We start from the raw sequence: 26691 nt of genomic DNA, 5'->3' as shown, positions 1-26691 counted from the left end.
TGTCATTCCATAGATGTCAGCACGGCCCAGACCTCTTGACGAAAGGTCTGGACCATTCCACTGTCATGTCTACGACACCTCACCGCACCCCCACCGGGAGGCCCGCATGCCCCGCCGCACGCTGTCCCTGCTCACCGCCGCGCTCGCGACCGCCTGTCTCACCCAGATCCCGGCCGCCACCACCGCCTCCGCCGCCGACACCTGCGCGGTGAAGTCCAGGCCGGCCGGGAAGGTGCTCCAGGGCTACTGGGAGAACTGGGACGGCTCCGCGGGCGGCGTCCACCCGCCCTTCGGCTGGACCCCGATCACCGACTCCCGTATCCCCGCGCACGGTTACAACGTGATCAACGCGGCCTTCCCGGTCATCCGTTCCGACGGCACGGCCCTGTGGGAGGACGGCATGGACACGGGCGTGAAGGTGGCGACGCCCGCGGAGATGTGCGCGGCAAAGGCGTCGGGCCGGACGATCCTGCTCTCCATCGGCGGCGCGGCGGCCGGCATCGACCTGAACTCGTCGGCCGTGGCCGACCGTTTCGTCTCGACGATCGTCCCGATCCTGAAGAAGTACAACTTCGACGGCATCGACATCGACATCGAGACCGGCCTGACGAACAGCGGCAACATCAACCAACTGTCCGCGTCCCAGGCCAACTTGATCCGTATCGTCGACGGCGTCCTGGCGCAGATGCCGCCGAACTTCGGCCTGACGATGGCCCCCGAGACCGCGTACGTCACCGGCGGCAGCATCACCTACGGCTCGATCTGGGGGGCCTACCTGCCGATCATCAAGAAGTACGCCGACAACGGCCGGCTGTGGTGGCTGAACATGCAGTACTACAACGGCAGCATGTACGGCTGCTCCGGCGACTCCTACCAGGCCGGCACGGTCGCGGGCTTCACCGCCCAGACCGACTGCCTGAACAAGGGCCTGGTGGTCCAGGGCACCACCGTCAAGGTGCCCTACGACAAGCAGGTCCCCGGCTTGCCGGCCCAGCCCGGCGCGGGCGGCGGCTACATGTCACCGTCCCTGGTCTCCCAGGCCTGGAACCACTACGGCACATCCCTCAAGGGCCTGATGACCTGGTCGATCAACTGGGACGGCTCGAAGAACTGGACCTTCGGCGACAACGTCAAGGCGTTGCAGCACCGTTGAGCGACGCCGGCCGTCAGCCCGCCGGTTCCGCCAGCGCCTTGATCGCCGGCCGGAGCAGGGCGGCGACCCGGTCGGCCGGGGCCTCACGCAACGGGGCCAGGCCGAGGAGCTGGTGGCCGATCGTGACGCCCAGCAAGGTGGTGACGAGCAGGGCGGCGCGCAGTTCGCGGTCCTCGGCCGCGGGCAGCGCACCGCCGACACCGTCGATCTGTCGGCCCAGGGTCTCGCGGGCGTGCTCGGCGGCCGCCGGGTCGGTGAGCATGGAGCGCATCATCGCCAGCGCGCCCTCGGGAAGACCGCCCAGCTTGAGGCCGAGCGTGGCCAGCAGCTGATCGGCGAGCGCGTCGGCGTCGGTGGCCGTCGGCAGCGCGGGGACCGTCTGCACGGCCCGGGTGAACAGCTCGCGCTTCGAGCCGAAGTACTGCATGACCAGCGCCGGGTCGACACCCGCCGCGGTCGCCACGGCGCGGATGGTGGTGCGGTCGAACCCCTTCTCGGCGAACAGCTCCCGGGCACGGTCGAGAATGCGCGCCTCGGTGGCACGGCGGCGGTCGGCGCGGGTCTGGTGAGGGGCGGGCACGAATTCACTCTACAGCCGTTGACCGAACGTCCGGCGGGCTCCTACCGTGGTTGGGTCAACGGCCGTTGAGCGAGTGGAGTGATCTCCGTGCCGGATCTTCAAGACCCCTGGACCCCGCGCGAAGTGCTGGCCCGCTACTACCGGGCCATGTTCGACAAGTCCGCCGATGATCTCGCCGACCTGTACGCCGCGAACGCGGTGCACGAGTTCCCGTTCACCTCACCCGGCTTTCCCCCGCGCTTCGAGGGGCGGGAGGCGGTGCGCGCGGGCTATCGGGCGGCGTGGGGCGCCAGCCCCGCACAGGTCGAGGAGATCGAGCAGATCGCGATCCACGACACCGCCGATCCCGAGGTCATCATCGCCGAACAGGTCGTACGGGGATCACTGCCGGCCACCGGCGCCTCCTTCAGCGTGCCGGGCCTGCTGGTCCTCCAGGTCCACGACGGCCTGCTCACGCGGGTCCGCGACTACATGGACGGCGCGGGGGTGGCGGCGGCCAGGTCATGACCGCAGAGGGCCACCCAACCGGCCGACGGGGTCTCCCCCAACCCAAAACGCCCACCCTCCAGCCGACCGAGTCGGATGGTGGGTGGGCGTAGGCCGTGGGTCCGGGGGCGGAGCCCCCGGGACCCCGGGGACGGCGAGGGTCAGCAGCCCAGCAGGCGGCCGGCCAGGTACCCCTCGATCTGGTCGAGAGACACCCGTTCCTGCTTCATCGAGTCACGCTCACGCACGGTGACGGCATTGTCCTCAAGCGTGTCGAAGTCGACAGTCACGCAGTACGGCGTACCGATCTCGTCCTGGCGACGGTAGCGGCGGCCGATGGCGCCGGCGTCGTCGAACTCGATGTTCCAGTGCTGGCGCAGCGCCTGGGCGAGACCCTTGGCCTTCGGGGACAGCTCGGGGTTGCGGGACAGCGGGAGGACGGCCACCTTCACCGGGGCGAGGCGGTGGTCGAGGCGCAGCACCGTCCGCTTCTCCATCTTGCCCTTGGCGTTCGGCGCCTCGTCCTCGACGTAGGCGTCGAGCAGGAAGGCCAGCATGGTGCGGCCGACGCCGGCCGCGGGCTCGATGACGTACGGCGTCCAGCGCTCGCCGGCCTCCTGGTCGAAGTAGGAGAGGTCCTGGCCGGAGGCCTTGGAGTGGGCGCCGAGGTCGTAGTCGGTCCGGTTGGCGACACCCTCCAGCTCGCCCCACTCGCTGCCGCCGAACTGGAAGCGGTACTCGATGTCGGCGGTGCGCTTGGAGTAGTGGGAGAGCTTCTCCTTCGGGTGCTCGTACCAGCGCATGTTCTCAGTGCGCAGGCCCAGGCCGGTGTACCAGTTCCAGCGCTGCTCCATCCAGTACTCGTGCCACGTCTCGTCCTCGCCCGGCTTGACGAAGAACTCCATCTCCATCTGCTCGAACTCACGGGTGCGGAAGATGAAGTTGCCCGGCGTGATCTCGTTGCGGAACGACTTGCCCATCTGGGCGATGCCGAACGGCGGCTTGCGGCGCGAGGTGGTCTGCACCTGGGCGAAGTTGGTGAAGATGCCCTGGGCGGTCTCGGGGCGCAGGTAGGCGACGGAGCCGCTGTCCTGGGTCGGGCCGAGGTGCGTCGACAGCAGACCGGAGAACTGCTTGGGCTCGGTGAACTGGCCCTTGTTGCCGCAGTTCGGGCAGTTGATGTCGGCCAGGCCGTTCGCCGGGGCGTGGCCCTTCTTCTCCTCGTACGCCTCTTCCAGGTGGTCGGCGCGGAACCGCTTGTGACACGCGGTGCACTCGGTCAGCGGATCCGTGAAGGTGGCGACGTGACCGGAGGCGACCCAGACCTCGGAGGCCAGGATGACGGACGAGTCGATACCGACGACGTCCTCGCGCGACGTCACCATGTAGCGCCACCACTGGCGCTTGATGTTCTCCTTGAGCTCGACACCCAGCGGTCCGTAGTCCCAGGCGGCACGCTGTCCGCCGTAGATCTCACTGCACGGGAAAACGAAGCCACGGCGCTTGCTCAGGCTGACGATGGTGTCGATCTTGTCGGCGGCCACGGTGCTCTCTTCATTACGACGACGGGCGTTGAAGCGAGATGCTTCCAGCGAATGATTCAGGTTACCGGCGCAGGCTCCCCCCGGACCAAATCGGCCCCCTCCCCCGGGCTCTCACCGGGCCTCTCACCGGCGTTTATTGACAACGGTTTCCATGTTTGTTGAAAATGACTGTCATGAACGTACGACGACGCCTCATACCGACCGCCGCCCTCACCGCCGTGACCGCCCTCGGCCTCGGCACCCTCACGGCCTGCTCCGGCGACAGGGCGGAGGCGGCGAACACCGGCAAGTTCGACGTCGTCGCGTCCTTCTACCCCATGGCGTTCCTCGCCGACCGGATCGGCGGGGACCACGTCCACGTCACCAGTCTCACCTCCCCCGGCCAGGAGCCGCACGACCTGGAGCTCAGCCCCCGGCAGATCGCCTCCCTCCAGGACTCCGACGCCGTCCTGTACCTGAAGAACCTCCAGCCCTCCGTCGACGACGCGGTGGCCCAGTCCCCGGTCGCCACGAAGATCGACGCGGCCTCCCTGACCACGCTCGAGGAGCACGGCAACGAGGTCGGCGGCCACGCCGCCGCGCACGACACCCACCAGGGCGAGGAGGCCGGCGCCGAGGATCCGCACATCTGGCTCGACCCGGTGCGCTACGCCCAGGTCGCCGAGGGCGTCGGCAAGGCCTTCGAGAAGGCCGACCCCAAGCACGCGGCCGACTACCGGAAGAACACCGCGGCCCTGGTCAAGCAGCTGACCGATCTGGACCGGCAGTTCAGGACCGGCCTCGCGCACACGAAGACCAAGGTCTTCATCACCACCCACGCCGCCTTCGGCTATCTCGCCGAGCGCTACGGCCTGACCGAGGAGGCCATCAACGGCCTCGACCCCGAGTCCGAGCCCAGCGCCGCACGCGTGAAGGACCTGGAGACGATGGCCAAGGCCGACGGCGTATCCACCGTCTTCTACGAGACGCTCGTCAGCGACAAGACCGCGAAGACCATCGCGTACGACGCGGGCCTGAAGACCGACGTGCTGGACCCGATCGAGGGCATCACGGCCAAGTCCCGCGGCAAGGACTACTTCTCCGTCCAGGAGGCCAACCTCAAGGCTCTCCAGCAGGCCCTCGGCTCGAAGTGAGGGGACACGAGATGACCCACGAGATGACCAGCGAACCCGTCATATCCCTGCGCGGGGTCACCGCCGAACTCGGCGCGCGCCCCGTGCTCCGGGGCATCGACCTCACGGTCCGCCGCGGCGAGGTCGTCGCGCTGCTCGGCGCCAACGGCTCCGGCAAGTCCACGGCGATCCGCACGATCATCGGCCAGGTCCCGGTCAGCGGCGGCACCATCGAGCTGTTCGGCACCGCGCGCCGCGCCTTCCGCGACTGGGCGCGCGTGGGCTACGTACCGCAGCGGACGACGGCCGCGGGGGGCGTCCCCGCGACGGTGACCGAGATCGTGTCGTCCGGCCGGCTGTCCCGCACCCGCTTCGGCGTCTTCCGCAGGGCCGACCGGGACGCCGTGCACCGGGCCCTGGAGCTGGTCGGGATGGCCGACCGCGCCAAGGACTCGGTGAACGCCCTGTCCGGCGGCCAGCACCAGCGCGTCCTGATCGCCCGCGCCCTCGTCGCCGAGCCCGAACTGCTGATCATGGACGAGCCGATGGCCGGCGTCGACCTGGCCAGCCAGGAGGTGCTCGCCCACACGCTGAAGCAGCAGGTCGACTCAGGTACGACGGTCCTGCTCGTCCTGCACGAACTGGGCCCCCTGGAGCCCCTGATCGACCGGGCGGTCGTGCTGCGCGACGGCTGCGTCCTGCACGACGGCCCGCCGCCGCAGGCCGTCGGCCAGCACGCCCTGCCCGGCCACGACCACGTACACCCGCACGCACCGGCGGGCACCGAACCTCTGCGGACGGGACTGCTGAGCTGATGGACCTCCTGAACTACGCCTTCATGCAGCGGGCGCTGCTCGCCGCCGTCCTGGTCGGCATCACCGCGCCCGCGATCGGCATCTACCTCGTCCAGCGCCGCCAGCCCCTGATGGGCGACGGCATCGGCCACGTGGCGATGACCGGCGTCGGCCTCGGCTTCCTGCTGCACGCCTCGCCGGTGTGGATGGCCACGGCCGTCTCCGCGCTGGGCTCGGTCCTGATGGAACTGATCCGCTGGTACGGCAGGACGCGCGGCGACATCGCCCTCGCGATGCTCTTCTACGGCGGTATGGCGGGCGGCGTGATGTTCGTCAACATCGCGCCGGGCGGCTCCAACGCGAACCTCATGTCATACCTGTTCGGCTCGTTGTCGACGGTGGCCCCCTCGGACGTGACCGCGATCATGGTGCTCGCCGCGTTCGTCGTCGCGGTGACCCTCGGTCTGCGCCGCCAGCTGTTCGCCGTCAGTCAGGACGAGGAGTTCGCCCGGGTCACCGGGCTGCCCGTGCGGGCGCTGAACCTGCTCGTCGCGGTCACCGCCGCCGTCACGGTCACCGTGGCCATGCGGGTGGTCGGCCTGATCCTGGTGTCCGCGCTCATGGTCGTACCGGTGGCGGCGGCGCAGCAGCTCACCCGCAGCTTCGCCGTGACCTTCGCGATCGCCGTCGCCATCGGCGTGTCCGTGACGGTCACCGGCACGATCACCTCGTACTACCAGGACGTTCCGCCCGGCGCGACGATCGTCCTGCTGACCATCGCCGCGTTCGTCGCGCTGACGGTCCTGGCCACACCGCTGGCCCGCCGACGCGCCCGCGCGGCGGCCGCCGCACAGCCCGCCGGGGATCCGGCAGAGTGCACCATTCCGGCCACTCGGCCGGCCGGGGACGAGATCATCGTCTGACCGCTGACAGCCCGGGCTGGCACAATGGCCGCCCGGGCAGAAGCGAGACGTGAGGAGACAACGGTGACGACCGCTGGACCGCCCGTGAAGGGCCGCGCGACCCGCCAGCGTGCAGCCGTGGCGGCGGCCCTGGACGAGGTCGATGAGTTCCGCAGCGCGCAGGAACTGCACGACATGCTCAAGCACAAGGGCGACTCGGTCGGCCTGACCACGGTGTACCGCACCCTCCAGTCCCTCGCCGACGCCGGCGAGGTCGACGTCCTGCGCACGTCCGACGGCGAGTCCGTCTACCGCCGCTGCTCGACCGGCGAACACCATCACCACCTCGTCTGCCGCGCCTGCGGCAAGGCGGTGGAGGTGGAGGGCCCGGCCGTCGAGAAGTGGGCGGAGGCCATCGCCGCCGAGCACGGCTACGTCAACGTGGCCCACACGGTGGAGATCTTCGGCACGTGCGCGGACTGCGCGGCGGGCTGTGCGCCGTAGGTGTGCGGACCGTTGCCGGCTGCGGGTCCGTCGTGGCTGGCCGCGCCCCCGCGGCGGAGCCGCATTGATACAGCCCAGCGCCCCTTCCGGGCGCTCTACACCCGTCGGATGTGCCGGTCGAGTATCGCCCGCAGCCGGTCCGCGTCCGACGGGTCGGTCAGGCCGTGCTTGGGCAGCAGGGTCAGGCACCGTGCCTTCTCGTCGTCGCTGAACAGCACGAACAGCTCCGGCGTCTCCCGGTACACCGGCCGCGCACCCCACCCCTGGGTGACGGTGATGTGCTCCCCGCGGATCGTCACCCCGGCGTCCGTCACCGTCGTACGACAGGGGCCGTTCACATCCGCGGCGCGCATCATGCCGCGTCCCTGCAAGCGGGGCAGCAGGACGAGACCGAGCGCGAAGTAGCACAAGAGGAGGAGCGTGGGCAGGTCGATGTCCCCGTCGGAGGCCAGGAGGGCGTACGTCAACGCGCCCACGGCCACCGCCCCCACCAGATGCCGGACCGCCCAGGTGACTTTCCTGCGCGCCCACAGTGCCGACGAGAAGTCCCGCGCGGTCGGCCGGTAGTCCAGCTCGACCGTCTCCTGCACCGCATCCCGCCCCATGTCCATGACCATGAAGCGGGATCATACGGGGCCTGCGCGGCGGCTCAGCCTCGTCCGAAGCAGCGCTCCAGTTCGTCCAGATCGTAGAAGGCGCTGCCCTTGGCGGCGGGACGGCAACCCGCCTTGAACGGCGTCTCCCGCTCGTCGTAGAGCATGCGGACGAGGTAACGGCCGTCCTTCTCGTACACGTCCCACTGGATGTTGGCGCCGAGCGGCGCCACCGACGCGCCCCGCCAGGAATTGTCGGCGTAGGTGTACGGCTCCCCCGGCGTCGCCGGCTTCGTGCTGCCGGGCAACCCCATCAGCGCGGCCAAGGGGATGATCTCCTCGGCGTGGGTGAAGCGCAGCTCGGCGCCGAGGTCGCTGGTGCCGGCGCGCTTGGCCTCGACCTGCTCGAAGAAGTCGTCCAGGAGGACATCAGCCATCTTGTAGGTGATGTCGCTCCCGGAGAACCCGGGGCCCTTCTCGTAGAAGTCCTCCGCGTCCCCGAGGTAACCGAACCAGGCGGCGTCCGAGCGGGAGACGTAGCGGTCCATGCCCCAGCCCCTGCCGTCCGGGTCAGGGCTCTCCTCATTCATCGCCGGCGCGATGGCGTACAGGTTGTAGACGGCCTGCGCGGCGCCGACCTGGTCGCTGATCCCGTCGACGAACGGCTCCTTGAAGATCCGCCGCAGCACACTGCGCGCGGCCTCGTGCGTCCTGGGCTGGTCGCTGATCGAGTTCAGCGTGTCCTTGAGCCGCTGGTCGTTCGCGATGTAGTCCCGGTACGCGGCACCACCCGCCGCCTTGTGGAAGTACAGCAGGTCCTTGTCCGTGCGGGTCGCCCCGATCAGCGGCTTCAGCGCGGGGTCGGCGGCGGCGAGGGCGCCGGTGTACTCGCTCGCGCTGTCCACGGCCCGCCCCTGCCCGGAGCTGACCACGTCGATCTTCTCGCCCTGGTCGGCGATGTCCTTGAACAGGGCGGGCAGGCGCTGCTCCATGCGCGTCGCCGTGTCCCGCATCTCCCGCCGGCCGCGCCCGCTGAGGTTGCCGTACCCGACCTTCTCCATGGCGGCCATGAGCGCCCGCACGGTCGGACCGAACTCCTCACCCTCACTGGTGAGTTGGCCCTCCGCCCGGGCCTTGTCCCACAGCCCGAGGATCAGGTCGCCGTCCTCGCTGCCGGTCGCCGCACGGGAGCCGTGCCGGGAGACGTTCTCGGTGAAGACGGCGGTGTATCCGGCCGGGGGCTGGTGGTAGGCGCGCGGGTTCTGCCCGGGCACGTACGGGGCCTTGGTGCCGTAACTCTCGCGGTGCGCGGGGCCGTCGGCGGCGTGCGCGGGCAGCGCGGTGAGCAGCAGGGCGCCAAGGGCGAGAACAGGCGTGAGACGTCTCATGAGTCCCCCATCCTCGGCGGCCCGCGTGAACCGCCAGTGGCTACGAAGTGGACTCACCCTTCATCGCGGCCTCCATGGCGAGCAGTTCCTCGTTCGGGACGGCACCGCCGAACCGCCGGTCCCGGGAGGCGAATTCGACACAGGCCCGCCACAGGTCACGACGGTCGAAGTCGGGCCACAGCACGTCCTGGAAGACCATCTCGGCGTACGCGCTCTGCCAGAGCAGGTAGTTGGAGGTGCGCTGCTCCCCGCTGGGCCGGAGGAAGAGGTCCACGTCCGGCATGTCCGGGTAGTACAGGTACTTCTGGAGGGTCTTCTCGTTGACCTTCCCCGGGTCCAGCCGCCCCGCCGCGACATCCTCGGCCAACGCCTTCGCCGCGTCGGCGATCTCGGCCCGCCCGCCGTAGTTCATGCAGAAGTACAGCGTGAGCAGGTCGTTCCCCTTGGTCTGCTCCTGGGCGACCTGCAGTTCCTTGGCGACCGACTTCCACAGCTTGGGCATACGGCCCACCCAGCGGACCCGGATGCCGAGTTCGTCGAGCTGGTCCCGCGTCTTGCGGATGAAGTCGCGGTTGAAGTTCATCAGGAAGCGGACCTCGTCGGGCGACCGCTTCCAGTTCTCGGTGGAGAAGGCGTAGAGGGAGATGTTGCGGACGCCGACCTCGATCGACCCCTGGAGGACGTCGAGGACGCGCTCGGCACCGACCTTGTGCCCCTCGGTCCGCGGCAGCCCCCGCTCCTTCGCCCACCGCCCGTTGCCGTCCATGACGATGGCCACGTGGTTGGGGACCAGCTCGCCGGGGAGCTTGGGCGCGCGGGCACCGGACGGGTGCGGCTCCGGCGCCTTGTACTCGCGCCGCCGGCGCCCCAGGATCCCGCGTACGACCATGTGCTTCTCGTCTCCCTCTTGCTTCTCGACGTACCTGAGCGTTACTTCTCGACGTACCTGAGCGAACGCAGCCCGCGCTCCAGATGCCAGTGCAGGTAGGCGGACACCAGCCCGCTGCCCTCGCGGACGTACCGCGCCTCGCACGCGTCCGCCGTCTCCCAGTCTCCCGTAAGCAGCGCCCCGAGGAGTACCAGGGTCTGTGGCGACGGTACGACACTCCCGGGCACCCGGCAGTCGACGCAGACGGACCCACCGGAGGCCACGGAGAAGAACCGGTTCGGTCCGGGCATCCCGCACTTCGCGCAGTCACCGAAACTCGGGGCGTATCCGTTGACGGCGAGGGAGCGGAGCAGGAAGGCGTCGAGGACGAGGTGGGGCGCGTGCTCGCCCCGGGCGAGGGTACGCAGGGCGCCCACGAGCAGCAGATACTGCTGCACGGCCGGCTCCCCCTCGTGATCGGTGAACCGCTCGGCGGTCTCCAGCATCGCCGTCCCGGCGGTGTACCGCGCGTAGTCGGTGACGATCCCGCCACCGTACGGCGCGATGGTCTCGCTCTGCGTGCACAGCGGCAGCCCGCGCCCGACCAGCTCGCTCCCGCGCGCGAAGAACTGCACGTCGACGTGGGAGAAGGGCTCCAGCCGGGCCCCGAACTTCGACTTCGTCCGCCGCACGCCCCGGGCCACGGCCCGTACCCGCCCGTGACCGCGCGTTAGCAGCGTGATGATCCGGTCCGCCTCACCCAGCTTCTGGGTGCGCAGCACGATGCCGTCGTCGCGGAACAGACTCATGGACACCATTCTCGCCCAAGCGCTCCCCTGCACGCGCCCTTAAACAATATGTTGAAGCCGGGCGATGAACACGACGTGGGAAGAAGGTGCAGCCCGTGCCGCTCGACGGCTTCGCTCCATGGCCCGAGGACGCCGCCCTCGCCTACCGCCGCGCCGGCTACTGGCAGGGCCGTCCCCTGCCCGAGCTGCTGCACGACTGGACACGCGAGCACGGCCCACGCACGGCACTCGTGCACGGCACGACCCGCCTCACGTACTTCCAGCTGGACCGACGGGTGAGCCGGATGGCGGCCGGTCTGCGACTGCGGGGTGTCGAGCCCGGCAGACGGGTGGTGGTGCAGCTGCCGAACACCCCGGAGTTCGTCGTCGCGATGTTCGCGCTGATGCGGGTCGGCGCGATCCCGGTGCTCGCGCCGACGGCCCACCGGGAGACGGAGATCGCCCACCTGGTCGCCGAGAGCGAGGCGGCCGGCTACGTCGGTCCGGCGGTGCACCACGGCTTCGGCCACGCGGAGATGGCGGCCCGGATCGCCGTCGGCTCGACGTCGATGCGGCGGATCTTCACCCTCGCCGCGCCCGGCGGGCAGACGGGCGGCTTCTCGTTGCTGCCGGGGGGCGCACTGGCCTTCCCGCTGGACACGGTGGACGAGGCACCGGTGCCGGACCGCCGCCTGGACGCCTCGGACGTGGCGTTCTTCCTGCCGTCGGGTGGCGGCGGTACGACGACACCGCCGAGGCTCATCGGGCGCACCCACGACGACTACGCCTACCAACTCCGCGCCATGGCGGAGCCGCTCGCTCTCGGCCGCGAGGACGTGTATCTGGCGGCCCTGCCGGCAGAGTCGAACCTCGCCTTGGGCTGTCCCGGCATCCTCGGCACCCTGGCGGTGGGCGGCACGGTCGTACTGCTCGACGACCCGACGCCGGACGCGGCCTTCCACGCGATCGCACGGGAAGGGGTGACCGTCACGTCGGTGACGCCGGGCATCGCCGCCCGGTGGCTGGACGCCCTGGACGACGTCGAGGCCGACCTGGGCCCACTGCGGGTGATGCAGATCGGCGGCGGCGCCCGCCTGGATCCCGGCCTGGCCGACCTGGCCGCAGGGATCGAGCCCGGCTTCGGCTGCCGGCTCCAGCAGGTGTGGGGCACGGCGGAAGGACTGCTCACCGCCACCCGCCTGGACGACCCGCGCGACGTGGTCCTCACCACCCAGGGCCGTCCGGTCTCCCCGGCCGACGAGATCCGCATCGACGCGCCCGAGGGAGAGGCCGGCGAACTCCTGGTCCGAGGCCCCTGCACCGTGCGCGGGTACTACCGCTCCCCCGAGCACAACGCCCGAGCCTTCACCGCCGACGGTTTCTTTCGCACCGGACACCTGGCCCGGTTGACGGCCGAGGGCAACCTGGTCGTGGAGGGCCGTGTCGAGGGCGTCGAGAACATCGGGGACATGGTGGTCTAGGGCACCTCCCCACGGCTGCGGGCGTTGGCGCAGGCGGTCGCCGCGCTCATCCGCTCGGCGGGAGTGGCGAGCCGCACCGCTCCGGGGTCGGCATCCCACTCCCTGCCTCCGCCGTAGGGTCTCAGCTGGAGGTACGGGCCCACGTGGCCCATGACGATCCCCACGCGCCCGGTGCGGGTGTCCATGGCGTGGCTGCCGATGGGAGGCTTCACCGGGGCACCTCTCGCGCGACCTTTTCCAGAGCCGACCGCGATTCCTTCAAGCTCTCCTCCACCTCGTCGGTTCCGGGCATCACGCTCCTCTTTCTTTCCGGTTCTTTCCGGGTTTCACCCTTCGCACATCCAGAGTGACGCTCCGCCACTACACTCGGCAGGGGTCTGCGCCCTACAAGCGCGAGGCAGGCCAAGGGGGTTGGCCATGGCCAACGGTTCCCGGCAGGCGGCGTGGGAGTTCTTCGGCGCGGAGCTGAAACGGCGCCGACAGCGGATCGACGAGGTTCTACAGACCGACGGTTTTTTCGAACGGCTGTGGCGAAAGCTGCGGTCCTCCATGAGACGTTCCTGCGGATCCCCGTTGGCGGCCCGGGAGTCATGGCACACCAGCCGGAGCACGTCGCGACGCTGATGCGGGAGCGCACGACGATGGTGCAGGTGTTGCCGTTCGCGGCGGGAGCACACCCGGAGACGGGCAAACTCATGAAGCTCATGGAGTTCGATGACGCCTGAGCGACGCCCGCTGGCGCAAGAGCAGCTACAGCGGAGGCAGCGGCGGGGAGGACTGCATCGAGGTGGCCGACAAAGTCGCCGGTGTCGTACCCGTCCGGGACAGCAAGGTGCCCGGCAGTGCGGTGCTGGTGATCGGGCCGGCCGTGTGGGCGGAGTTCATCCGCACCCTTGGGGCCGCTCGCTTCCAGGCCGGTGTCGTGCTTCCCCGCTCCGCGTCAAGGGCGCTACGCCGACGTACCGGGCCATGTCCTCCCAGGAGGCCCCCCGCTCCCGTTCGTACACGAGGGCCCTCGTCAGGACCCGCTCGGCCAGTCCGACCAGCGTTCGCGCCTCGCTGGCCCGAAGCCGAGTCCGGCGTAGGCGTCGTGGCGCGTGGGCACCAACTCACGGGCGGTGTCGGCGAACCCGTACGCGGCGCTGCTGAGCACCAGCCGGGCCAGTGCCTCTCAGGTGTAGCAGCGTCGTACGGCGTCGTGCCGTTCATCCGGGTCAGGGTCGCATGCGGGCCGAGTCCGGGTTCGGGAATTTCCGGCCGCCGCCGGATCGGCATCATCCCCCGCCCGACCGCCAATGGTGCGACCTCTGGCGGCTAGCCCATTCGTGTGCGCCGTCTTGACCACCCCCACGCCCCCTCCTATGGTCGCGCTACCGACCGGACGTAGGACGTAGGACGTCGTATCTCCCACCCCCCTCCTCCCCTTCCCCCGACGACTTGCTGGAGGACCCGTGCGCGACGACGTGATTCCCGACGTACCGGCACCGCGCCGCCGGTCGTTCCTGAAGTACACGGGGGCCCTGGGCGCGGCCGCCGTTCTGCCGCCCGTGCTGGCGGGCTGCTCCGCAGGACCGGAGTCCACGAACGACACCGGGGGCGGCGGCAGCGGCAAGGACCGGACACTGACCGCGGTGATCGGCTACGGCAACGACGGCAGCTGGGATCCGACGCAGACGGCGTCGGCGTTCTGCATGGCCGCCAACAACCATATCTACGAGGGGCTGCTGGACACCGACCCGATCAGCCGGATGCCCTATCCCGCGCTCGCCACCGAGGTGCCCAAGGACGCCAACGCCACCACCTGGCGGTTCACCCTGCGTTCGGGCGCGACCTTCCACGACGGCAAGCCCGTGACCGCCGACGACGTCGTGTTCGTCTTCGACCGGATCCTCGATCCGAAGACCCAGACGCTCGCCAAGGGGTTCTTCGCCAGCTGGCTGAGCGGTGCCCGCAAAGTCGACTCGCGCACCGTCGAGCTCGTGCTCAAGTTCCCCTTCCCCGACGGGCTTTCCCGGCTCACCCTCGCCAAGATCATGCCGAAGCACGTGTTCTCCAAGCCCGGCGCCTGGGACGACGCCATCAAGGGGCTGGCCGTCGGCTCGGGGCCGTACCGGCAGACCGCGCACCACCCGAAGTCCAACACCACCTTCGAGGCCTTCGCCGCCTACAACGGGCCGCGCCCGCCTGCCTTCAAGCGCATGAACTGGCTGACCATCGTGGATGCCGCTCCGCGCGTCGCGAAGATCTCCGGATCCGATGCCGGGGCGCAGATCGCCGACAACATCCCCTACGCCAACATCGCCAGGCTGGAGCAGGGCGGGCTCAAGGTCGCCGGTGGCGCGGGGATGAACAACCTCTTCCTGATGTTCAACACCCAGCACAAGCCCTTCGACGACGTGCGGGTGCGGCAGGCGCTGCACTACGCCATCGACACCGAGAAGATGGTGCAGGTCGCCCTCAAGGGGCACGGGAAGCCCGCCTCCTCGTTCCTGAACGAGGGGAACCCGACCTACCGGCGCGCCAAGACCGTGTACGACTACGACCCCGACAAGGCGAAGGCGCTGCTGAAGGCCGCCGGGGTCAGCAACCTCAAGGTCAACATCCTTGCCGTCAACGTCAGTTGGATCGTGGACTGTCTGCCGACCATCAAGTCCTCCTGGGACGCGATCGGCGTGGAGACGACGCTGGCGCCGCAGGAGACCACGGCCGTGTTCACCAAGATGGACCAGAAGCAGGACTATCAGGTCGTCGCCGCGGCTTCCAATCCGAATCAGTTCGGGCTCGACGCCGATCTGATCATGCACTACAACTACGGGCCGCAGAACCTGTGGATGCAGTACACCCGGTGGGCCGGCAACCCCGTCGCCAAGCAGCTCTTCAAGGACATGGACCGGGCGACCCGGGAGCCGGATCCGGAGAAGAAGAAGGCGATCATCCAGGACTACGTCGACGTCGTCGCCGAGCAGGCGGTGCTGTACCCGGTCGTTCACAATGAGCTGATGACCGCCTGGGACGCCCGGAAGCTCACGGGTATAAGGGCGCAGCCCTATCCCGGCATCAATCTCCTCCAGGCCAAGTGGATCTGACGGCATGACAGCAGTCGTACGGATCCTGCTCCGCCGTATCGCGCTGCTCGTGCCGCTGATGCTCGGGATCGTGCTGTTCGTGTTCCTGGTGATGCGGTTCTCGGACGTCGATCCCGCGTCCGCGTTCTTCCAGGGGGCGAATCCGACTCCGCAGCAGTTGCACGACTTCCGGGAACGGAACGGGCTCCTCGATCCGCTCCCGGTGCGGTACGTCCACTTCGTCGGCGATCTCCTCCACGGCGACCTCGGCACCAGCGCCCTGACCCGGGCCCCGGTGGTCAAGCAGGTCACCACCGCGCTGCCGCTCACTCTCCAGCTGACCTTCCTCGGGCTCGCCATCGCGGTGGTGCTGGCGCTGGTGGGTGGGGTGACGGCCGCTGTGTACCGGGACCGGATCCCGGACCAGGTCATCCGGGTGGTCTCGCTGGTCGGGGTGGCCGCGCCCGGCTTCTGGCTGGCGCTGCTGATGATCCAGTACCTGGCGGTGGACCGGGGCTGGTTCCCGACCGGCGGCTACATCAACCCGGCCGACTCGGTCACCGGCTGGCTGAAGACCATGGCGCTGCCCGCCTTCGCCCTCTCCCTGCCGGTGGCCGCGCAGCTGACGAGGATCGTGCGGACGTCGGTGGTGGAGGAGCTGGACAAGGACTATGTGCGGACGGCGATCGGGAGCGGGCTGCCGCCGTGGGTGGTCGTCGGGCGGAACGTCCTGCGCAACGCCCTGGTCAATCCGCTGACCGTGCTCGGGCTGCGGGTCGGCTATCTCCTCGGCGGTGCCGTAGTCATCGAGACGATCTTCTCGCTGCCCGGCATGGGCAAGCTGATGATCGACGCCGTGCAGAACGGCGACCCGGCCGTGGTGCAGGGGGTGGTGCTGACGACCGCCACCGGGTTCGTCGTCGTCAATCTCGTGATCGACATTCTGTATCTGCTGGTCAACCCACGTCTGAGGGCGGGCTGATGATCACGCGCGCGAGTCTTGCCGAGCGGCTCTCCCGGCCCGGCGGCGTGCGGCCGCGGGGCTGGCGCCGGCTGCCGCTGCTGTCGAAGGTCGCCGTCTGTTTCCTGGCCTTCGTCATCCTCGTCGCCGTACTCGCCCCGCTCCTCGCTCCCGACGATCCCCTCGACCAGCAGGACCCGGCCGGCGGCAGCGGGCATCCGTCCGCCGCGCACTGGTTCGGGCAGGACAGCCTGGGCCGGGACATCCTGAGCCGGCTGATGTACGGCGCCCGGTGGTCGCTGGCGATCGGGCTGGGGGCGACGGCGCTCGCGCTGGTCGTGGGTGCCGTCGTAGGCGCGGTCGCCGCCACCTCCCGCAAGGCGGTCGACGAGACGCTGATGCGCTGCCTGGACGTGGTGATGGCGTTCCCGGGGATCGCGCTCGCCGCCGTGCTGGTCGCCGTGTTCGGCGGGGGGATCGGCGTGCTGATCTGTGCCATCGCCTTCCTGTTCACTCCCCCCGTGGCGCGGGTGGTGCGGGCCAACGTCCTCGATCAGTACGGCGAGGACTACGTCACGGCGGAACGGGTGATCGGCGCCCGTACGCCCCACATCGTGGCGCGGCACGTGGCCGTGAACTGCGCCGCCCCGGTGCTGGTGTTCTGCACGGTCCAGGTCGCCGAGGCGATCGTGTTCGAGGCGTCGCTGTCCTTCATCGGCGCCGGGGTGCGGCCGCCGGACCCGTCCTGGGGCAGTGTCATCGCCGACGGCAAGAACATGGTGCTGACCGGCGGCTGGTGGGCGACCGTCTTCCCCGGGCTGCTGATCCTGCTGACCGTGCTGTCGCTGAACATCCTCTCCGAGGGGGTGTCCGACGCGTGGGCGGCACCGGCCCCGAGGGAGGTGGCAACGCCCAAGAACCGGCTGGAGGCGCCGGAGCCGGGCAGCGGTGAGGTGCTGCGGCTGCCCGGGCTGGCCGAGGCCGCCCGGCGGCTGCGGTCCCGGGCCCGGCCGCTGCCCGACCGGAGCGGGCAGCCGGTGCTCGCCGTGGAGAACCTCACCATCGGCTTCCCGGACCGGCACCGGGGTGTCGACATCGTGGCCGGGGTGAGCTTCGAGGTGTACCCCGGGGACGTACTCGGTCTGGTGGGCGAGTCGGGCTGCGGGAAGTCGCTGACCGCGCTCACCGTCATGGGACTCCAGCCGAGTCACGCGCGCATCGGAGGGCAGGTGCGGTTCCGGCAGCGGGACCTGCTCGCCGAGCCGATGCGGGCCAGGCGGCGGCTGCTCGGGCACGAGATGGCGATGGTCTACCAGGACGCCCTGTCCTCGCTGAACCCGGCGATGACCATCCGCGCCCAGCTGAAACAGCTCGTCCGGCGCGGGGGCAGGCGCGGTCCGCGCGAGCTCATGGAACTGGTCGGCCTGGATCCGGAGCGCACCCTGCGCAGCTATCCGCACGAGCTGTCCGGCGGGCAGCGGCAGCGCGTGCTCATCGCCATGGCACTGTCGCGCGACCCACGGCTGATCGTCGCCGACGAGCCGACGACCGCCCTGGACGTCACCGTGCAGGCCCAGGTGATGGAGCTGCTGCTGCGGCTGCGCGAGGAGCTGGGGTTCGCGCTGATCCTGGTCTCGCACGATCTGGCGCTGGTCGCCGACATCACCGACCGGGTGGTGGTGATGTACGGCGGGCAGATCGTGGAGAGCGGGGTGACCGCCGACCTGGTGGCGGCGCCGGCCCACCACTACACGCGCGGGCTGCTCGGCAGTGTGCTGTCCCTGGAGTCGGCCGAGGAACGGATGACGCAGATCAAGGGGGTCGTACCGTCCCCCGCCGACTTCCCGGCGGGCTGCCGCTTCGCCGACCGCTGCCCGCTGGCGAGCGAGGTGTGCCACGCGCATGCTCCCGTCCTCGGCGGTACGGCCACCCACACGGCCGCCTGCCATCACCCGGCGGTGGACCTCACGTCGGCGCAGAGCGAGGAGGCACTGCAGTGACCGCCGTGGTCGAGGTGCAAGGCGCCCATGTCGTGCACAAGGCCCGCAGCGGCGGGCTGTTCCGCCGTGACCGGGTGTACGCCCTGACCGGCGCCGATCTCACCGTGGCCGCCGGGGAGACGGTGGGGGTGGTCGGCGAGTCGGGGTGCGGGAAGTCGACACTGGCGCGGGTGCTGGTGGGCATCCAGCGGCCGGTGTCGGGCTCGGTGGCGTTCCAGGGCCGTGACCTGTGGACGATGCCGCCCGCCGAGCGCCGGGCCACGGTCGGCGCCGGCGTCGGACTGGTCTTGCAGGACCCGTCGACCGCCCTGAACCGGCGGCTCACGGTACGGCGGATCCTGCGCGACCCATTGGATGTGCATCAGCGGGGCACACGGGCCGAACGGGATGACCGGGTAAGGGAGTTGATGGGCCTGGTCGGGCTTCCCCGGGCCCTGGCCGACGCCCTGCCCGGGCAGCTCTCCGGCGGGCAGCGGCAGCGCGTCGCCATCGCCCGCGCGCTCGCCCTGGACCCGGCGCTGGTCGTCGCCGACGAGCCGACCAGCGCCCTGGACGTGTCGGTCCGCGCCCAGATCCTCAACCTCCTGCTGGACCTGAGGGAACGCCTCGGCCTGGCCCTGGTGTTCGTCTCGCACGACATCCAGACGGTACGGCGGATGAGCGACCGGGTGATCACCATGTACCTGGGCCGGATCGTGGAGGAGACCCCGGCCGGCCGGGTCACCGACGCCGCCCGGCACCCGTACACCCGCGCCCTGTTCTCCGCCACGCCCGGCCTGCTGGACCCCATCGACCCGATCCCGCTGACCGGGCCGGTGCCCTCGGCGACCCGGCCGCCGAGCGGCTGCCCGTTCCGCACCCGCTGCTGGAAGGCGGACGGGTTGTGTGCCGAGGTGATGCCGGACTTCTCGGCCGCGTCGCGCCCCGAACACCGCTACCGGTGCCACCATCCTGTTGAGGAGGAGGAATCGACCCGCGACCTAGCACGCCAGGAGCCCTGACATGCCCTTCCCCACCCCGCTCACCGGTGTCGTCCCGCCCGTCTGCACGCCCCTGACACCGGAACGCGAGGTGGACGTGCCCTCGCTGCTCGGTCTGGTCGACCATCTGGTGGAGGGCGGGGTGCACGGGCTGTTCCTGCTCGGCTCCACGTCCGAGGCGGCGTTCCTCACGGACCGGCAGCGCAGGCAGGTCGTGGAGGCGGTCGTCGCCCATGTGGGCGGTCAGCTGCCGATCCTCGCCGGCGCCATCGACATGACCACGCCGCGCGTCCTGGACCACGTCGCGGCGGTGACGGCGGCCGGAGCGGACGCGGTGGTCGTCACCGCACCCTTCTACGCGCGCACCCACCGCTCCGAGATCGTCCACCACTACCGCCGGATCGCCGCCGCCTCCGAGGTGCCGGTCATCGCCTACGACATCCCCGTCGCCGTGCACACCAAGCTCCCCGCCGACGTGGTGCTGGGTCTTGCCGCCGACCGGGTGCTGGCGGGGATCAAGGACTCCAGCGGGGACCTGGCCGCCTTCCGCGAGATCGTCACCGGCTCCCGCGTGCACCCCGGTTTCAGCGTGCTGACCGGCTCCGAGCTGATCGTGGACTCCGCGCTGGCCCTGGGCGCCGACGGGGCGGTGCCGGGGCTGGCCAACGTCGACCCGCACGGGTACGTCCGGCTGTACCGGATGTGCCGCGCCGGCGACTGGGAGGGGGCGCGGGAGGAGCAGGAACGGCTGTGCGCGCTGTTCGGGATGGTGACGGTCGGGGATCCGGCGCGGATGGGCGGCGGCTCGTCGGCACTGGGCGCGTTCAAGGCGGCGCTGCATCTGCGCGGGATCATCGACTGCGCGGTGACGGCCGAGCCGCAGGTGCCGCTGTCGGGCGAGGAGGCCGAGAGGGTCGGCAAGTTCCTGGCGGCGGCGGGGTTGCTCTAGCTCCGTGACAGGGTCAGTCTGCGGAACTCCACGGTGTCGTAGCTGTGGGTCGCGCCCGTCTCGTACAGGACGCCGATCGTGCCGGAGCCGAGCTGGACCAGGTCGGAGTAGGCGGCCGGGCGGTCCGAGAGGGTGAGCAGCTTGGTGAAGGTGCGGCCGGCGTCCGTGCTCGACCAGAGGGCCAGTGCGCGGCGGGCTGTGGGCACCGAGGGGGCGGAGAACAGCAACGGGGCCGCCGGCCCGCGGACTTGGAGGAGGCTGCCCTGGACCACCGGGACGGCGTTCAGGGTGGGCTGGACGGCGTAGGGGCGGTCGAGGGTGGTGCCGCCGTCGTCGGAGTAGGTGTCGAGGCGGTTGCCGGGGGCGGTGCCGTACTGGTCGCGGGCGTTGAAGTAGAGCCTGCCGTCCGGAAGTTGGGCGGCGGTCGTCTCGTTGACGTTGGTCACGCCGTCCTGGGTCTCGGTCACGAAACCGAGCTGCCAGGTGCGGCCGTCGTCGTCGCTGTAGAGCGCGTGCCCGCCGTCGTACCGGGATCCGGGGCCGGAGGACATGGCGGGCGAGGCGACGGAGTGGTTGGCGGGGATGAGCAGGCGGCCGGCGTGCGGGCCCCGGGTGAGGGCGAGGGCGTGGCCGGGACCGGTGGCGTACCAGCGCCAGCCGGGCAGCTTCACCTGTGCCGTGATCTCCGCCGGAGCCGTGAAGTGCCGGCCGTCGTCCCAGCTGCGCTGCACGAACACCCGGCGGTCCCCCGCCCCGCGCCGGATCTGGTCCTCCGTGGCCTTCCCGTCGTTGCCGCAGGTCACCAGCACGACGGCCCCGGTGCGCGGGTCCTCGACGGGCGCCGGGTTGCCCCGGGTGTCCCCGTGCTCGCCGGCCACGACCGTCAGCGGGCCCCAGGTGCAGCCGCCGTCGGCGGAACGACGCAGTACGACATCGATGTCACCGGTGTCGGCGGCACCGTCCCGCCGTCCCTCGGCGAAGGCCAGCACGGCGCCGTACCGGGTCTTCACGACCGCGGGGATGCGGTAGGTGGCGTAGCCGCCCTGGCCGGAGACGTAGGGCACCGACGACACGCAGCCGGGGATGGCCCGCGCCGAGGCGGAGGTGGCGGGGGCGGGGCCCGCTTGGGCGGGGGCGGAGGGGGCGGCGTCGGCGTGGGCGGGAGTGGCGCGGGCAGGGCCGGCGGGGGCGGGAGTGACCTGGGCGGTGTTCTCTCGGGCGAGGGTCTTTTGGGCGGGGGTCTTTGGGGCGAGGGTCTTTTGCGGAAGGTCCTCTCGAGGGCGGTCGTGGCGCGCGGCGGGCCTCTCGGTGCCGGCCGCCTGGTCGCGGCTCGCGTGGGTGGGAGTCGCGTGAGTGGGGCTCGGCCGGGCCGGGGGCGCCGTGGGGTGGCAGGCGGTGAGCGAGGTGAGGAGCGCGAGGGCGGTGAGCAGGGTGCGGCTCTTCGGTGTCACCCGCCCATGCTGCCAGGGATCACCAGCCCCGACTCGTAGCCGACGATCACCAGCTGGGCGCGGTCGCGGGCGCCGAGCTTGCCCATGATCCGGCTGACGTGGGTCTTGGCGGTGAGCGGGCTCAGCCCCAACACCTCGGCGATCTCGGCGTTGTTGAGGCCGCGCGCGACCAGGGTCAGCACCTCCCGCTCCCGGTCCGAAAGGCACTCGGGGCCGCCGGTCACGGGCGCCGAGGGGCTGCGCAGGAACCGCTCGATCAGCCGTGCCGTGGGCCCCGGTGAGAGCAGTGCCTCGCCCGCCGCGACCGTGCGGATGGCGTCGAGGAGGTCGGCCGGGCGGGTGTCCTTCACCAGGAATCCGGAGGCACCGGCCCGCAGCGCCTCCACCACGTGCTCGTCGGTGTCGTAGGTGGTGAGCACCAGGACCCTGACCCCGGCGAGGTCCTCGTCGGCGGCGATCAGCCGGGTCGCCTCGATGCCGTCCAGGCCGGGCATGCGGATGTCCATCAGGACGACGTCGGCGCGCTCGGCCCGGGCGAGGTCGACGGCCTCGCGGCCGGTGCCCGCCTGCCCGACGACCTCCATGTCCGGCGCCGACTCCACGAGCATCGCGAACGCGGCCCGCACCAGGGTCTGGTCGTCGGCGAGCAAGACGCGGATCATCTCTGGTCCCCCGGTTTCTCCCCCAGCGGCAGTACGGCGCTCACCTCGAAGCCCCGGCCGTCGGCGCGTGGTCCGGCGTCGACCGTGCCGCCGACGCTGCGGGCCCGCTCCCGCATCCCGACGAGCCCGTACCCGGGCGGACCGTCCCCGGCGCCGCCCACCCCGTCGTCGGTGACCTGGACGCGCAGGCCGCCCTCCTCCTCGCGCACGCCCACGCGCACGGTCAGGTCGTCCCGGCCGCCGTGCCGTACCGCGTTGGTGAGCGCCTCCTGCACGATCCGGTAGGCGGCGGCGCCGACGGCCGGCGGCACCCCGACGGCGCGGACGGCCAGCTCCACCCGGGCGCCGGCCGACTTCGCGAGGTCGGCGAGGCCGTCGAGGCCGGGCAGCGGGCCGCGGGCGTCCGGGGCGCCGGGGTCGCGCAGCACCTCCAGGGTCGTACGGAGTTCACCGCGGGCCGTGCGGCAGGTCTCGGCGATGTCGTCGAGGGCCTTCGCGACGGCCGTACGGTCCAGGCGCCCGGGGTCGGCCCCCAGGACGTGCGCGGCGACCGAGGTCTGCACTCCGATGAGGGTGATGGTGTGGGCGAGCAGGTCGTGCAGGTCGCGGGCGATGCGCAGGCGTTCCTCGGCGACCCGGCGCCGGGCCTCCTCCTCGCGGGTGCGCTCGGCGCGTTCGGCGCGTTCCACGGCGGCGGCGGCGTTCTCCCGGTGGACGCGTATGTAGCCGCCGAGGACGAGCATGGAGACGATCCAGCCGGTGATCTGGAAGCTGACCTGGACCCCGGCCATGCCGTGGCGGATCTTCAGGAGCAGCATCAGCGTGACGACGGCGGCGCCGATGAAGGCGGTGCGCCGGGGGCCGTGGGTCACCGCCACCGTGTAGAGGACGACCATCGAGGCGGCGGTGGGCGCCGAGTGGTTGTAGTCCAGTTGGTGGTAGGTCGCGATCAGCGTGATCATGACCGCCAGGACGGTGAGCGGGGCCCGCCGGCGCCACACCAGCGGCACGTGCAGGCCGAGCAGCAGGGCCCAGCCGAGCGCGTCCGGGTGCCGGCCGCTGCCGATGGTGACGGCGATGCCGGAGGCGAGCGCGGCGAGCGCGGCGGCCAGGAGGGCGTCCTGCCGCAGGGGATCCAGGGACGCCAGGGTCCGGCGGGGCCGGGACGCGGTGATGGTTGCCTGCACGGGGTTCATCTTCCGCTACGCGCTCACGGGCTCCGGCGTGCGGTCGGCGTCCGGCGCCGGGCGGGACAGCCGGCCCGGCCACCACACCCTGCGCCCGAGCGCGACGCTCGCGCTGGTCACCAGGTAGGTGCGGACGAGGAAGGTGTCCAGCAGGACGCCGACGGCGATGACGAAGCCCAGCTCGACCAGCGGTACCAGGCCCATGTTCGTCAGCACCGCGAAGGTGGCCGCGAGCACCAGCCCGGCGGAGGCGATGACGCCGCCGGTGGTGCGCAGGGCGGTGAGGGCGGCCGCCGCCGGTTCGGCGCCCTTGACCGACTCCTCCCGCATCCGGTGCATCAGGAAGATGCCGTAGTCGACGCCCAGGGCGACCAGGAAGACGAAGGACAGCAGGCCGAGGCCGGGGTCGGTGCCGGGGAAGCCGAACAGGGCCCCGAAGGCGAGCCCGCCGAGGCCGAGGGCGGCGCCCCACACGGCGACCACGGCGGCGACGAGGAGCAGCGGGGCGACCAGGGAGCGGAGCAGGACGACCAGGATCAGCAGCACGGACAGGAGCACGATCGGGACGACCACCAGGCGGTCGCGGGCGCCTGTGTCCTTCAGGTCGAGTTGCTGAGCGCTGGGCCCGCCGACGTGGGAGCCGGGCAGCCGGTGCCGGAGCGCCTCGATGGTGGCGGTCTCGGCGGCGGACTGGGGCGGGGCGGCCGCGGTCACGGTGATCTCGGTCCAGCCTCCGCCGGTACGGCCCCGCCGCGCATCGGCCACTCCCCGGGTGCCCTTGACCACGTCGAGGGTGGCGTCGGCCCGGCCGGCCGGGGTGAGGACCTCGATGGGCTGCGCGGACCGCTCCGGGTAGGCCTTGGCCACGGTTTCCATGGCGGTCACGGACTCGGGCCGGTCCACGAAGGTGTCGAGCTGCTTGATCGCGCCGGGCAGGTTCAGGGTGCCCAGCGCGAGCGCGCCGAGCAGGACGGCGCCGGAGGCGAGGACGGTCAGCGGGCGGCGCCCGGCCGAGGAGCCCATCGCCGCGAACAGGGACCGGCGGGCCTTGGGCGTACTGCCGTAGGCGGGGACGAGCGGCCAGAAGACCCGGCGGCCCAGCAGAACGAGGACGGCCGGCAGCAGGGTCAGCATCGCGGCGAGCGCGCACAGCACGCCGACCGTGCCGAGCGGGCCCATGCCCCGGCTGGAGTTGAGGTCGGCGGCGAGCAGGCAGAGCAGTCCGGCGGCGACCGTGCCGGAGGAGGCGAGGACGGCGGGTCCGCAGCCGCGCAGGGCGGCGCGCATCGCGTCGTACGGCGTATCGTGGCGCCGCAGCTCCTCGCGGTAGCGGGAGACCAGGAGCAGGGCGTAGTCGGTGCCGGCCCCGAAGACGAGGATGGTCATGATGCCGGCGCTCTGGCCGGAGACGGTGATGCCGAAGGCCTGGTTGAGACCGTAGGCGGCGGCGCGGGCGAGGAAGTCGGAGAGACCGGCGACGACGAGCGGGACCAGCCACAGCAGGGGGCTGCGGTAGATGAGAATGAGCAGGATCGCGACGACGGCGACCGTGGTGTAGAGCAGGGGCCCGCCGAGCGAGGCGTACACGCCGGAGGCGTCGGTGGCGAGGGCGCCCGGCCCGCCGACGCGCACGGCCAACCCGCCCTGACCCTGAGCGACTTGGCGGACGTCGTCGACGAACGCGTCCCGCTTCTTCTCGTCCGTGCCGGGCTCGTTGCTGGTGACCGGGTACATGAGGGTGGTGCCGTCGGCGGACGGGACGCCGTGCGGGGTGCCGGTGGCGAGGCGGTGGCGGTCGGCGATCTCGGCGACTTGCGTCCGCGCCGTGGCCCGGTCGGCGGCGGTGAGACCGGTCGCCCGGTGGTAGACGAGGACCAGCTCGGTGGTCTCGCCCCCGGGCAGCCGGTCCTGCAGCTTGGCGACCTGGGTGGAGTCGGCGGACGCCGGCAGATAGTCGGTGGCCCGGTTGTGCTGCACGTCGCCCAGCTTGGCGGCGAACGGTCCGAGCACGGCCAGCAGCACCACCCACAGCCCGACCACCAGCCAGGGCAGCGCCCTGCTCCTCCGTGTTTTCGCGGCCCCCATGGAAATCGGGCCTCCCCTCCGCAGTGGATGTCTGGACACGGCTTCCAGACTTCCGGCGAAAGGGGCGGCGAGCGTCGGGCGCGGGAGCGAGTTCGCGGGTACTGCCGGGGGTGGCCTCGGGGTGGCGTTACTCCCCGGGGAGTAACGGGGGGCGGGGCGCGGGGCGGGTTCGCCGGGGCCCCCGGGCGTGTCCCAGGGCGCCGAAGCTCCCCGCCGGGTCAGGAGGGCGTGCGCGCCGCCGCCAGCAGGCGGGTCACGTCGTCCGCGCAGATCGTCAGGGCCGCGCCGACCGTGGTGAGGGCGTCGCGTTCGGCGGGGGTGTAGGGGCCGTCGGCGAGGGCGATGCGGGCGGCCTGGAGGAGGAGGGACTCGCGGCCGGCGGGGGCGAGGTGCGGGGCGAGCGGGTCCAGGGCCTCGTGCAGCTCTATGGTCAGGCTGGTGCCGCACTCGGCGCCGAGGACCCGGCCGGTGTCGGCGGCGAGGGCGTCGACCAGGGCGGCCAGTTGTTCCTCGGTGCAGCCGTCGAAGCCGGCCGCGCGCACGGCGCCGGCGGCCGTCTCCAGGGCCGTACGGGAGGAGGTGCCGCCCGCGGCGAGCACGGCGAGGGCCACGGTGTGCACGGCGTCGCGGAGCATCGCGGAGAAGCGGCGGGTGGTGGGGTGGTCGAGGACGTCGGTGCCGTAGTGGTGGCGGCAGGCGGCGCACTCCACGACCGGGCCCGCGGTGCCGCGCGGCAGCAGGGGGACGCCGAGCAGGGTGAGCCTGCGGCGGCCGGTGAGCCGTTGGTAGTTGCGGTCGCCTCCGCAGCCGGGGCAGTAGAACTCGCCGTCCCCGACGGGTGTCCACGCGGTGCGGACGCGCAGGATGTGCGCAGCCCTGGTGGCACGGCCGTCTCGTCCCCGTACTGGCAGCACGTCGCACCTCCGTAACGACGCCGCAACATCGCGGCGCTGGCGTGATGTTAGCCACATCACCAAGGCTGAGTCAGTACCCCGTAGGAGACCTTTCTGTGACCTGGCCGGCCCCGTGGCCGAGAACAGCCGGGGCCCCGGCCGCCGTATACGGCATGAGTCCCGCGGGGTGTGCGCCGCCGCCATCCCCTGCGCCAGCGCCACCACGGCGGCGAGCCGCTTGTCCTCAGCCATTACTCCAGGTTAG

The 26691-nt window shown here is 71.4% G+C and carries 25 protein-coding genes and 1 pseudogene; 14 read left to right on the top strand and 12 right to left on the bottom strand.

Annotated elements, in window-relative coordinates:
* Positions 1–106: 106 nt before the first annotated feature.
* Positions 107–1153 carry a chitinase gene (locus AB0M27_RS34400; RefSeq protein ID WP_365727667.1) on the top strand — a complete coding sequence of 349 codons (1047 nt, stop codon included), beginning with the start codon at positions 107–109 and terminating at the stop codon, positions 1151–1153.
* A 13-nt stretch (positions 1154–1166) separates the two neighbouring features.
* Here AB0M27_RS34400 and AB0M27_RS34395 read toward each other — a convergent pair whose 3' ends face one another.
* A complete protein-coding gene (locus AB0M27_RS34395; RefSeq protein ID WP_365727663.1) occupies positions 1167–1733 on the bottom strand; it encodes a TetR family transcriptional regulator in 567 nt (188 codons plus the stop codon).
* Positions 1734–1820: 87 nt separating this feature from the next.
* Between AB0M27_RS34395 and AB0M27_RS34390 the strand changes: the two genes are divergently transcribed.
* On the top strand, positions 1821–2240 hold the full coding sequence (locus tag AB0M27_RS34390; RefSeq protein WP_365727661.1) for a nuclear transport factor 2 family protein: 420 nt from the start codon (positions 1821–1823) through the stop codon (positions 2238–2240).
* A gap of 140 nt (positions 2241–2380) precedes the next feature.
* Here the strand turns inward: AB0M27_RS34390 and AB0M27_RS34385 are convergent, their stop codons facing one another.
* A complete protein-coding gene (locus AB0M27_RS34385) occupies positions 2381–3763 on the bottom strand; it encodes a glycine--tRNA ligase (protein WP_365727659.1) in 1383 nt (460 codons plus the stop codon).
* A gap of 173 nt (positions 3764–3936) precedes the next feature.
* On the opposite strand from AB0M27_RS34385, the gene AB0M27_RS34380 reads away from it, so the two are divergent.
* From AB0M27_RS34380 to AB0M27_RS34365, 4 genes are all read left to right on the top strand, one after another.
* Positions 3937–4896 (top strand): metal ABC transporter substrate-binding protein, encoded by a 960-nt coding sequence (locus AB0M27_RS34380; RefSeq protein ID WP_365727658.1) that lies wholly within the window; start codon positions 3937–3939, stop codon positions 4894–4896.
* A 23-nt stretch (positions 4897–4919) separates the two neighbouring features.
* Positions 4920–5690 carry a metal ABC transporter ATP-binding protein gene (locus tag AB0M27_RS34375; protein ID WP_365727701.1) on the top strand — a complete coding sequence of 257 codons (771 nt, stop codon included), beginning with the start codon at positions 4920–4922 and terminating at the stop codon, positions 5688–5690.
* The gene (locus AB0M27_RS34370; RefSeq protein WP_365727656.1) at positions 5690–6592 is read left to right on the top strand and encodes a metal ABC transporter permease; all 903 of its coding nucleotides are present in this window, start codon (positions 5690–5692) and stop codon (positions 6590–6592) included. Before AB0M27_RS34375 ends, AB0M27_RS34370 begins: the two co-directional genes overlap by 1 nt.
* Positions 6593–6655: 63 nt before the next feature.
* The gene (locus AB0M27_RS34365) at positions 6656–7075 is read left to right on the top strand and encodes a transcriptional repressor (RefSeq protein ID WP_365727654.1); all 420 of its coding nucleotides are present in this window, start codon (positions 6656–6658) and stop codon (positions 7073–7075) included.
* 95 nt (positions 7076–7170) lie between these two features.
* On the opposite strand, the gene AB0M27_RS34360 is transcribed toward AB0M27_RS34365, so the two are convergent.
* Genes AB0M27_RS34360 through recO form a run of 4 tightly spaced genes read right to left on the bottom strand, consistent with a single transcriptional unit; the run spans position 7171 to position 10733 of the window.
* On the bottom strand, positions 7171–7692 hold the full coding sequence (locus AB0M27_RS34360) for a YcxB family protein (protein WP_365727652.1): 522 nt from the start codon (positions 7690–7692) through the stop codon (positions 7171–7173).
* A 32-nt stretch (positions 7693–7724) separates the two neighbouring features.
* Positions 7725–9056: a histidine-type phosphatase gene (locus tag AB0M27_RS34355; protein ID WP_365727650.1), complete on the bottom strand. Its 1332-nt coding sequence runs from the start codon at positions 9054–9056 to the stop codon at positions 7725–7727.
* Between the two features lie 40 nt (positions 9057–9096).
* Positions 9097–9945, bottom strand: a complete 849-nt coding sequence (locus tag AB0M27_RS34350) for an isoprenyl transferase (RefSeq protein ID WP_365727648.1) — start codon at positions 9943–9945, stop codon at positions 9097–9099.
* A gap of 41 nt (positions 9946–9986) precedes the next feature.
* A complete protein-coding gene (gene recO, locus AB0M27_RS34345; RefSeq protein ID WP_014672589.1) occupies positions 9987–10733 on the bottom strand; it encodes a DNA repair protein RecO in 747 nt (248 codons plus the stop codon).
* A 95-nt stretch (positions 10734–10828) separates the two neighbouring features.
* On the opposite strand from recO, the gene AB0M27_RS34340 reads away from it, so the two are divergent.
* Positions 10829–12193, top strand: a complete 1365-nt coding sequence (locus tag AB0M27_RS34340; RefSeq protein ID WP_365727642.1) for an AMP-binding protein — start codon at positions 10829–10831, stop codon at positions 12191–12193.
* On the opposite strand, the gene AB0M27_RS34335 is transcribed toward AB0M27_RS34340, so the two are convergent.
* The gene (locus AB0M27_RS34335) at positions 12190–12405 is read right to left on the bottom strand and encodes a hypothetical protein (protein WP_365727640.1); all 216 of its coding nucleotides are present in this window, start codon (positions 12403–12405) and stop codon (positions 12190–12192) included. The two genes, AB0M27_RS34340 and AB0M27_RS34335, sit on opposite strands and share 4 nt — an antisense overlap.
* A 205-nt stretch (positions 12406–12610) precedes the next feature.
* Here AB0M27_RS34335 and AB0M27_RS34330 point away from each other — a divergent pair.
* From AB0M27_RS34330 to AB0M27_RS34300, 7 genes and pseudogenes are all read left to right on the top strand, one after another.
* Positions 12611–12915: pseudogene (locus tag AB0M27_RS34330) on the top strand (Scr1 family TA system antitoxin-like transcriptional regulator); the annotation flags it as partial.
* Positions 12916–12980: 65 nt separating this feature from the next.
* On the top strand, positions 12981–13511 hold the full coding sequence (locus AB0M27_RS34325) for a DUF397 domain-containing protein (protein WP_365727638.1): 531 nt from the start codon (positions 12981–12983) through the stop codon (positions 13509–13511).
* A gap of 133 nt (positions 13512–13644) precedes the next feature.
* Positions 13645–15279 carry an ABC transporter substrate-binding protein gene (locus AB0M27_RS34320; protein WP_365727636.1) on the top strand — a complete coding sequence of 545 codons (1635 nt, stop codon included), beginning with the start codon at positions 13645–13647 and terminating at the stop codon, positions 15277–15279.
* Positions 15280–15283: 4 nt separating this feature from the next.
* The gene (locus tag AB0M27_RS34315; protein ID WP_365727634.1) at positions 15284–16240 is read left to right on the top strand and encodes an ABC transporter permease; all 957 of its coding nucleotides are present in this window, start codon (positions 15284–15286) and stop codon (positions 16238–16240) included.
* Positions 16240–18219, top strand: a complete 1980-nt coding sequence (locus AB0M27_RS34310; protein ID WP_365727624.1) for a dipeptide/oligopeptide/nickel ABC transporter permease/ATP-binding protein — start codon at positions 16240–16242, stop codon at positions 18217–18219. Before AB0M27_RS34315 ends, AB0M27_RS34310 begins: the two co-directional genes overlap by 1 nt.
* Complete coding sequence (locus AB0M27_RS34305; RefSeq protein WP_365727622.1) at positions 18216–19220, top strand: ABC transporter ATP-binding protein; 1005 nt, start codon at positions 18216–18218, stop codon at positions 19218–19220. The genes AB0M27_RS34310 and AB0M27_RS34305 overlap by 4 nt, the downstream gene beginning before the upstream one ends.
* A gap of 1 nt (position 19221) precedes the next feature.
* Complete coding sequence (locus AB0M27_RS34300) at positions 19222–20148, top strand: dihydrodipicolinate synthase family protein (RefSeq protein ID WP_365727617.1); 927 nt, start codon at positions 19222–19224, stop codon at positions 20146–20148.
* On the opposite strand, the gene AB0M27_RS34295 is transcribed toward AB0M27_RS34300, so the two are convergent.
* From AB0M27_RS34295 to AB0M27_RS34275, 5 genes are all read right to left on the bottom strand, one after another.
* Positions 20145–21599, bottom strand: coding sequence for a sialidase family protein (locus AB0M27_RS34295; protein ID WP_365727616.1), 1455 nt, complete (start codon positions 21597–21599; stop codon positions 20145–20147). The two genes, AB0M27_RS34300 and AB0M27_RS34295, sit on opposite strands and share 4 nt — an antisense overlap.
* Entirely contained in the window at positions 21596–22261 is a 666-nt protein-coding gene (locus AB0M27_RS34290; RefSeq protein ID WP_365727614.1) for a response regulator transcription factor, read from the bottom strand. Before AB0M27_RS34290 ends, AB0M27_RS34295 begins: the two co-directional genes overlap by 4 nt.
* Positions 22258–23457, bottom strand: a complete 1200-nt coding sequence (locus AB0M27_RS34285) for a histidine kinase (RefSeq protein ID WP_365727612.1) — start codon at positions 23455–23457, stop codon at positions 22258–22260. Before AB0M27_RS34285 ends, AB0M27_RS34290 begins: the two co-directional genes overlap by 4 nt.
* Positions 23458–23463: 6 nt before the next feature.
* Complete coding sequence (locus tag AB0M27_RS34280) at positions 23464–25533, bottom strand: MMPL family transporter (RefSeq protein WP_365727607.1); 2070 nt, start codon at positions 25531–25533, stop codon at positions 23464–23466.
* A gap of 218 nt (positions 25534–25751) precedes the next feature.
* Entirely contained in the window at positions 25752–26447 is a 696-nt protein-coding gene (locus AB0M27_RS34275) for a TerB family tellurite resistance protein (protein WP_356302633.1), read from the bottom strand.
* Positions 26448–26691: the final 244 nt, after the last annotated feature.

The organism is Streptomyces sp. NPDC052107, from assembly GCF_040680215.1.
Lineage (GTDB): Bacteria > Actinomycetota > Actinomycetes > Streptomycetales > Streptomycetaceae > Streptomyces.
Note: the sequence above shows the minus strand (reverse complement) of the source record. Positions and strands in the feature narration are given on the sequence as shown.